The organism is Bacteroides sp. CAG:189, from assembly GCF_000432295.1.
In the GTDB taxonomy this organism is placed as follows: domain Bacteria; phylum Bacteroidota; class Bacteroidia; order Bacteroidales; family Bacteroidaceae; genus Bacteroides; species Bacteroides salyersiae.
On record NZ_HF991119.1, the window covers coordinates 113473 to 122002 of the forward strand.

Annotated in this window: 7 protein-coding genes and 1 pseudogene (1 of these 8 cut by a window edge); 5 read left to right on the forward strand and 3 right to left on the reverse strand. The window is 39.0% G+C overall.

The genetic code is table 11. The features are described 5' to 3' along the window. Positions 1–1628: pseudogene (locus QVP90_RS17195) on the forward strand (SulP family inorganic anion transporter) (it extends 96 nt beyond the left edge of the window). A gap of 202 nt (positions 1629–1830) precedes the next feature. Here QVP90_RS17195 and QVP90_RS17200 read toward each other — a convergent pair. Together QVP90_RS17200 and QVP90_RS17205 are read right to left on the reverse strand one after the other, a co-directional pair. Beyond that, complete coding sequence (locus QVP90_RS17200) at positions 1831–2604, reverse strand: radical SAM protein (RefSeq protein ID WP_021937106.1); 774 nt, start codon at positions 2602–2604, stop codon at positions 1831–1833. A 131-nt stretch (positions 2605–2735) separates the two neighbouring features. Then, positions 2736–4766 carry a helix-hairpin-helix domain-containing protein gene (locus QVP90_RS17205; protein WP_021937107.1) on the reverse strand — a complete coding sequence of 677 codons (2031 nt, stop codon included), beginning with the start codon at positions 4764–4766 and terminating at the stop codon, positions 2736–2738. A 95-nt stretch (positions 4767–4861) separates the two neighbouring features. Here QVP90_RS17205 and QVP90_RS17210 point away from each other — a divergent pair, with 95 nt between their 5' ends. Beyond that, the gene (locus QVP90_RS17210) at positions 4862–5467 is read left to right on the forward strand and encodes a DUF4294 domain-containing protein (RefSeq protein ID WP_021937108.1); all 606 of its coding nucleotides are present in this window, start codon (positions 4862–4864) and stop codon (positions 5465–5467) included. A gap of 92 nt (positions 5468–5559) precedes the next feature. On the opposite strand, the gene QVP90_RS17215 is transcribed toward QVP90_RS17210, so the two are convergent. Further along, positions 5560–6090: an RNA methyltransferase gene (locus QVP90_RS17215; protein ID WP_021937109.1), complete on the reverse strand. Its 531-nt coding sequence runs from the start codon at positions 6088–6090 to the stop codon at positions 5560–5562. Positions 6091–6545: 455 nt separating this feature from the next. Here QVP90_RS17215 and nadA point away from each other — a divergent pair, with 455 nt between their 5' ends. The 3 genes from nadA to QVP90_RS17230 form a co-directional block, all read left to right on the forward strand. Continuing rightward, positions 6546–7484 carry a quinolinate synthase NadA gene (gene nadA, locus QVP90_RS17220; RefSeq protein ID WP_005928104.1) on the forward strand — a complete coding sequence of 313 codons (939 nt, stop codon included), beginning with the start codon at positions 6546–6548 and terminating at the stop codon, positions 7482–7484. Positions 7485–7535: 51 nt separating this feature from the next. Further along, positions 7536–8120 carry a non-canonical purine NTP diphosphatase gene (locus QVP90_RS17225; protein ID WP_005928106.1) on the forward strand — a complete coding sequence of 195 codons (585 nt, stop codon included), beginning with the start codon at positions 7536–7538 and terminating at the stop codon, positions 8118–8120. 73 nt (positions 8121–8193) lie between these two features. After that, positions 8194–8530 (forward strand): PorZ beta-propeller-like domain-containing protein (locus QVP90_RS17230; protein ID WP_441293877.1); only part of this gene is annotated, 337 nt, incomplete at its 3' end.

The following is an 8530-nucleotide window of genomic DNA, read 5'->3' on the forward strand; positions in this document are numbered from 1 at the left end:
AGACTTCCCCAGCCGATCTTATGGCAGGTATCATTGTAGGTATCGTAGCTCTTCCATTGGCTATCGCATTCGGTATCGCATCGGGGGTCTCTCCCGAAAAAGGTATTATCACCGCCATCATTGCAGGATTTATCATTTCACTGTTAGGTGGAAGCAAAGTACAGATCGGAGGTCCGACCGGAGCATTTATCGTTATTATTTATGGTATTATCCAACAATACGGAGAAGCAGGACTCATCGTCGCCACTTTAATGGCAGGAGTCATCTTGGTATTATTGGGTATATTCAAATTGGGGGCAGTCATCAAATTCATTCCCTATCCCATTATTGTAGGTTTTACAAGCGGTATCGCCGTAACTATCTTTACCACACAGATCGCCGATATTTTCGGATTGAACTTCGGAGATGAGAAAGTACCGGGAGACTTTATAGGAAAATGGCTGATTTATTTCCGTCATTTCGACACAGTGAACTGGTGGAATACTATCGTGAGTATCATCAGTGTGGTCATCATCGCCATCACTCCTAAGTTCTCAAAAAAAGTACCCGGCTCTCTGATTGCCATTATTGTAGTGACAATTGCCGTATATCTGATGAAAGCATATGGTGGCATCGATTGTATCGATACCATCGGTGACCGTTTTACTATCAATTCCGAATTGCCTGATGCAGTAGTCCCCTCACTGAATTGGGAAGCCATTAAAAATTTGTTTCCGGTAGCCATTACAATCGCTGTATTGGGGGCCATCGAATCTTTGCTTTCGGCCACAGTAGCCGATGGTGTGATAGGAGACCGGCATGATTCCAATACGGAACTGATAGCCCAAGGTGCTGCCAACATCATAACTCCCTTATTTGGCGGTATCCCTGCAACAGGAGCCATTGCCCGTACGATGACCAACATTAATAACGGTGGAAAAACTCCTGTAGCCGGAATCATTCATGCAGTTGTCCTGTTGCTTATCCTTCTATTTCTAATGCCATTGGCGCAATACATTCCCATGGCATGTCTGGCCGGTGTACTGGTCATCGTTTCTTATAATATGAGCGGATGGCGCACATTCAAGGCATTATTGAAAAATCCGAAATCAGACGTTACCGTATTGCTGATCACTTTCTTCCTAACCATCATCTTTGATCTGACCATTGCTATTGAAGTAGGATTAATCATTGCCTGTGTATTGTTTATGAAACGTGTAATGGAAACCACCAAAATTTCTGTTATTACCAACGAGATAGATCCGAATTCTGAACTCGACATAGCCGTCCATGAAGAACATCTGAGTATTCCGAAAGGGGTAGAGGTATATGAAATCAACGGTCCTTACTTCTTTGGTATCGCTACACAATTCGAAGAGGTTATGGCACAGTTGGGAGATCGCCCCGCCGTTCGTATCATCCGCATGCGTAAAGTGCCCTTTATCGACTCAACCGGTATTCACAATTTATCCAACCTGTGCAGAATGTCTCAAAAGGAAAAGACAACAATCGTACTTTCGGGAGTCAATGAGAAAGTACACAATGTACTCAGAAAATCCGGTTTCTATGAATTATTGGGAGAAGAAAACATATGTCCGAATATCAATGTGGCCTTAGAAAGAGCAAAAGAAATTATTGGAGAAAATTGAGGAATTGAAAGTTAAAAGTTGAGAGTTATGATGGTATATTGCATATAGTCAATTTTCTACTAAAAATAAGGTTGGATAGATACAAACAAACTATTCCAATATAGAAAACATCCCCATGTTGCCGTGCAGAACATGGGGATGTTGTGTAATAAAACATGGGGATGTTATCAGGCAAAACATCCGGATGTTGTCTATCTACGTCTTAATAAGAAGCAGTAGCACGAATACCGGCTTCTGTCAATAAGGATACTATTCTGTCCAATTCTTCATGTGTAGCTTTCTCCAGATCATGATCCGGTGTTTCACGATCGATCGTATATATCATCACTTGCCGGGGAGCTATTGCTTTTACGGCTTCAAGCCAAGGCAAGACATATTTATCAGAAGTATTATCCACATCTTTACTTTGGTAAGTGCCTTTCATAAACATAGTCTGGATAATGCAGTTTCCTTTGAATGCCTTCAAATGTTCCACGATATCGGACACGGTATACTTTCCTGCCGGACGATCTACCAAATGAATATACTCATCATCCACCGTATCGAGTTTCAGTATATTATTATCTATCTTATTCAATGCCTCAAAAACAGCAGGGCGATGAATAAATGTGGAATTACTTAACACACTTACTTTTGTATTCGGAAAATATTTATCACGAAGTGCCAATGTATCTTCTATGATTTCCGGAAAATGAGGGTGTGCCGTAGGCTCACCATTACCGGCAAACGTCAGTACATCGGGAAAAGGACCGTTTACCTGCATATCTTTTAAGCGGGTTTCCAAAGCTTCCCGCACTTCTTCACGGGTAGGTAACGCTTTGGAAGGACGATGATCGGCATTAAAACCACATTCACAATAAATACAATCGAACGAACATACCTTTCCATCGGAAGGTAAAAGATTTATTCCCAATGATACTCCCAAACGGCGGGAATGAACAGGGCCGAAAATAGGAGATGGATAAATAACAGTCATATCTATTTACTATTTGACGATTTGCGATTTTATGATTCAAGACTGATTAATTATTATGTATAGCTTGATGATTTATAAGCGAGCTATGATAATTTATCAAATCAGTCTTACCATATACTTGCACAAATATATTAAAACTTTAAGCGCAATTGCATCTGCAGGTCCGCTTTTTTATTGCTTGCTATCAAATCATAACCCGAACCAATCTCACTGCGGTTCATGTATATAGTCTGGCCGAACTTGGCTATTACCATCCAGTGTGTATTCAAATCGTAACGCAGATTGATGGCTACACGCACTCCTTCTCCTTGAAAAGAAGGGGTATAAAAAGTATAAAGCAGACCTTTTTCTGCAATATACACCCGGGTATCATAATCATCCGTATGAAAATAACTTCCCTGCAATTCTGTTTTCAACGGAAAATGAAGTGGCCTGCAAGTTATTACCTGTGTAAGCTGATAACCTTGGCCGGGTAATTTTCCCAATGAATGAAAATGATTATAATCGGCCGTTGTACGGAAGGAAAACAACTCTCCCGGTGAATAGTTCAGCCGATAGCGTAACCGATGATGATAAACAGGCAATGTTATTTTTCCGTTTGTTCCCGAAACATCCCTTTCTTTCCGCTTGTAACGATAATTCAGATACATAGTAAGATTTTCGTGAGGAGCAAAAGTAACCTGTAGCAATCCGTCCACACCCTGAGAAGGTTTGCTGATCCTGTATTTCCACCAGGGAAAAGAAAATAAATCAATGGAAGCAAACAGTTTCCAATAACGGGATGGAGTTATTTCGCCACTCAGACACCAGCCATTTTCATTTTGAACACTGCTGCTTTCACCAAACGAACGGGCAAACATAGCCCAATAATCATGTGCATAATAACGATAGATAAGCGATAAATGAGCACCCTGCATAGGAGAATACCGTATCTTGTTTAAAGTAGCAAATCCTTTTTTTCCGATAGCCGTTTCACCCTGAAAAGAAAAGCGATGCCAACGGTATCCGTATTCCAATCCGGCATTATAAAATCGATTGCCATGCATATTATATTTTGAATATTCCCGCAAATCAGGTTCAAAAGGATGATTAAAGAAATAGTATATACCTGTCAGTCCCAATTTCAGGTGATTGTCCGTGTAAGTTATGTTTCCACCTGCCAATTGCATTGTGAAAACATTCTTCTTGTCGGCCTCTTTCCGGCTACGATGCAAACCGGTTTTATAGATAGAGGTTATTTCTCCTTCTTGAACCACCCCATCCATATGGCGATACGAGTAAAAACCCGACAAAACAAAATACTTATTCAAATTTACGGCGGCAGCTATCCCTCGAAAGTAATTGTATTCATCCGTAGAAGAATGTTTCCGTATGCCGCCACTTCGAAACGTAAATGAAGAAAAGCTTGCTCCTTTACCCATTAAAAAATCGGTACTTATCACCAATCCTTGTCCGAAGCTTAAACGATAATTACCCAAAGCTAAAGTTTTCAACCGGCCTAACCTACTTATGAACAAATAATATGAATAGTAATCATACCCTTGTTTATTGTGCAATGCTCCAAAGGGTTCACCGGCATCTTTCTCACCGGTCATTCCGGCATAAATATGCTCTTTATAGCGGAATCCGTATCGCAGAGAGTGGTATACAGGAGGGCCTAAATAAGTTTGTTCATACCCTTTACGGGTATAAAACGGAATATCCATGCGAGTTAATAACTCATGTTTCCCATACTTGAATATGCTTTTTAGCGATGGATAAGCCTCTCTCTTATGAACCGGTTGTACACAAACAAAAGGAAGTAAATAATGAATCGTTTCCCAGTCCATTTCTTCCACCAACTGTAATTCATAAATAGTCTGCATTTGCCCATTGATATAGACGTATGCCAAAAGATTTTCAATCTGGATATCGGTGAGAAAAGGAAATTGTTCCAACTGCTCTTTTGTGGCCGAATTCAAATTGACAGGTTGCTGAATTCGTTCAGAAAGTTCTTCGATGACATTTTCCCAATTTAATTCTTCTTCTTCATCGTTATTAACAGAGATATCCTCCATTACATCATCCAGAAAACTCACAGAAGGGTTTTGAGCATTATTAACAGGTATTATCAACAGGAAGTTAATAACTATGGACAGGCGTAAAAGCCATGTGTTTTTCATCTAATTTTACTTTTACAAGACAACGAAGATACTTTAAATAGGTTAACACTACAAGGAATTGAACAAATAATAAAATAATCTTGTAATTTTGCAGTATGAATATAAGGCCTAACATAGTAATACTTACGCTGTTCGCTCTGTTTTTTGTATCTCTATCCAGCCGGGCACAAGAGAAGCAAAACAATGGCGGATACCTTGTTCCGGTCTGTATTTACGAAGGAGATACCATTCCTTACGTTCAACTACGAACTGTCTATATATTCAAACCGCTAAAATTCAAAAATGACAAAGAACGGAGAGAATATTACAAATTGGTGAGAAATGTCAAAAAGGTGTATCCCATTGCCCGTGAAATAAACCGGACCATCCTCGAAACATACGAATATCTACAAACCCTGCCGAACGAAAAAGCCCGGCAACGTCACATCAAAAAGGTAGAGAAGGGCCTCAAAGAACAATATACACCACGTATGAAGAAATTAACTTTTGCACAAGGTAAACTGTTGATAAAATTAGTGGACCGACAAAGCAATCAAACCTCGTTTGAACTGGTCAAAGCCTTTATGGGCCCTTTCAAAGCAGGTTTCTATCAAACATTCGCCGCTCTTTTCGGTGCCAGTCTTAAAAAGGAATATGACCCGACAGGAGAAGATAAACTCACTGAACGAGTGATATTGCTGGTGGAAAACGGACAAATTTGAGAGAGTTGAAAGTTGAGAGTTGAAAATTGAAAGTTACTATGCAGCGTGTATGTATAGCGCAGCTAACTTTCAACTCTCAACTTTCAACTAAATTAAGCTTTCAACTGAATAAAGAGTTCCCATATCACAATTCCTGCCGTCACAGATACGTTCAGTGAATGTTTCGTACCATATTGAGGAATTTCAATGCAGCCGTCCGAATGATCGATCACTTCCTGTTGCACTCCTTTCACTTCATTTCCCATGACAATGGCATATTTCTTCGTTTTATCCAATTTCAATTCATTGAGCATGATACTCCCTTCAGCCTGTTCTACCGAATAAACGATATATCCCTCTTTTCGGAGGTTATCAACAGCATCAACAGCGTTATTAACATACTTCCAGTTTACAGTGAATTCAGCACCTAAAGCAGTTTTATGCATTTCCGGATGCGGAGGAGTGGCCGTAATACCACACAAATAAATACATTCAATACGAAAAGCATCCGATGTGCGGAATACAGAACCGATGTTATGCAGACTTCTGATATCATCCAATATCACTACCAAAGGCAGTTTATCAGCCTTTTTAAACTCTTCTGCACTGATCCTGTTCAGTTCGGTTATCTTCAATTTTCTCATATTCTTCTGTTCTTTATGCAAAGGTAATTCTTTTCTGTTAACATGCCTGTTTATAACCGTTGAAAACCTGTCAAAACTTTCGGCAAAGATTTTGAAAACTATCTCTTGCATTATTCAGAAGAAGGTATAAAGAAACTGTGGAATGAACAATCCAAAAAAGTTAATATAAACTTTCGACATATTCTTAAACATATTTTTCAGTACATAATGCCCTGTTTATATCCATAAAGTTTTTAACTTTGCACTTTATCAACAAGATGTTAATAGATAGCAAAAGATAGCTTATTATCAATCAATAGACTCTTTTCAGTCCGTTCATAACCTACTGATAATCGTTTATTGGAGACTAATAACTAATCTGGCAAGAAAAACCGCTTTTATTTGCTAACACTATTAACAGGTTATTATCACTAACAAAGAATTTCTTTCTAAAAGGAAGAGAAAATAAAATTATTATGAATGAACTCATAAAAGCTATTAACGAGCTGAAGAAAGAGAAGAATGCAATCATTCTGGGTCACTACTACCAGAAAGGTGAAATACAGGATATCGCTGATTACGTGGGTGACAGCTTAGCTTTGGCTCAATGGGCTGCCAAAACGGAAGCGGATATTATTGTGATGTGCGGTGTTCACTTTATGGGCGAAACGGCCAAAGTACTCTGTCCGGATAAGAAAGTGTTGGTGCCCGATATGAATGCCGGTTGTTCACTGGCTGACAGTTGTCCGGCCGATCAGTTTGCACAATTTGTCAAAGAGCACCCGGGATATACGGTAATATCCTATGTAAACACTACGGCAGCCGTAAAAGCGGTGACCGATGTGGTAGTAACCTCCACCAATGCCAAGCAAATCGTGGAAAGCTTTCCAAAAGATGAGAAAATTATTTTCGGGCCCGACCGTAATTTAGGGAATTATATCAACTCAGTTACCAACCGGCAGATGTTATTATGGGACGGTGCCTGCCATGTGCATGAACAATTTTCGGTAGAAAAGATTCTGGAACTGAAAGCGCAATATCCCGATGCTGTCGTACTTGCACATCCCGAATGTAAAAGTACGGTGTTAAAGTTGGCCGATGTTGTCGGTTCTACAGCTGCCCTGTTGAAGTATGCTGTTAACAGCAGTGAACAACGGTTTATTGTAGCCACCGAATCGGGTATTCTGCATGAGATGCAGAAGAAATGCCCGGAAAAGACGTTTATCCCCGCTCCTCCGAACGATAGTACCTGTGCATGCAATGAGTGTAGCTTCATGAGATTAAATACGCTGGAGAAGCTCTATGACTGTCTGAAGAATGAAGCACCGGAGATATTAGTCGATCCGGAAGTGGCGGAAAGAGCGGTGAAGCCGATAAAGAGGATGTTGGAGATATCGGCGAAGTTGGGATTATAGTATTTGATTTATACTGTTTTGATTTAGATAGTCATATAATTTATATTAACAATGAGAAGGAAGCTTGTTTTCGCAACCAATAATCAGCATAAATTAAAAGAGGTATCTGCTATTTTAGGAGATGAGATAGGTATTATGAGCTTGGAAGATATTAATTGTTATGCTGATATTCCTGAAACAGCTGATACTTTAGAAGGTAATGCGTTATTGAAAGCTGAATTTGTTCATAATAATTATAATATTGATTGTTTTTCTGATGATACCGGTTTAGAAGTGGAAGCATTAGATGGAGCTCCTGGAGTGTATTCTGCCCGCTATGCAGGAGATGAACACAATGCTGAAGCTAATATGCTGAAGTTGCTTCACGAATTAGAGCATGTAAAAAATCGTAAAGCTCAGTTTCGTACGGTTATTATACTTATAATGAATAACGAAAAATATGTATTTGAAGGAATAATAAGAGGTGAGATAGTTATGGATAAACGTGGAATCTCTGGATTTGGATACGATCCTATTTTTATTCCGGAAGGGTATGACCAAACATTTGCTGAACTCGGCGATAATATCAAAAATGAAATTAGCCATCGCGCACAAGCTGTTAATAAACTCTGCAAATTCCTCAAATCGGTACAATAAACAGGTTATAAACAAGTTATAATAAAAGCACATAGAGAAAACACTATGTGCTTTTTTAAAAGCAGATTAAGTTATGCAGAAGAAAACGGTATTTATTGTTATTTCTTTATTAATTCCTATTATCGCATTTGCTCAGCATGCTATCGGGAGTTGGCAAACCTATATGTCCTACCATAATGTTACTCATTCAGAACCTGCGGGTACACTTGTATATGCAATAGGTAACGGCAGTTTGTTTTCATATGATAAAGAAGACACAAGTGTACAGTGTTATCAGAAAGATAATCCGTTGAGTGATACCGATATTGCATATATAGCTTATCAAAGTAAATATAAGACTTTAATAATAGTTTATTCAAATGCTAATATAGATTTATTGGTAAACGATAAGGATGTATATAATTTACCTG

Bases quoted from the DNA above. Each gene is read 5' to 3' on its own strand.
- QVP90_RS17205 (WP_021937107.1), bottom strand. From the start codon at position 4,766: ATGAAAAACACATGGCTTTTACGCCTGTCCATAGTTATTAACTTCCTG.
- QVP90_RS17210 (WP_021937108.1), top strand. From the start codon at position 4,862: ATGAATATAAGGCCTAACATAGTAATACTTACGCTGTTCGCTCTGTTT.
- QVP90_RS17215 (WP_021937109.1), bottom strand. From the start codon at position 6,090: ATGAGAAAATTGAAGATAACCGAACTGAACAGGATCAGTGCAGAAGAG.
- QVP90_RS17200 (WP_021937106.1), bottom strand. From the start codon at position 2,604: ATGACTGTTATTTATCCATCTCCTATTTTCGGCCCTGTTCATTCCCGC.
- nadA (WP_005928104.1), top strand. From the start codon at position 6,546: ATGAATGAACTCATAAAAGCTATTAACGAGCTGAAGAAAGAGAAGAAT.
- QVP90_RS17225 (WP_005928106.1), top strand. From the start codon at position 7,536: ATGAGAAGGAAGCTTGTTTTCGCAACCAATAATCAGCATAAATTAAAA.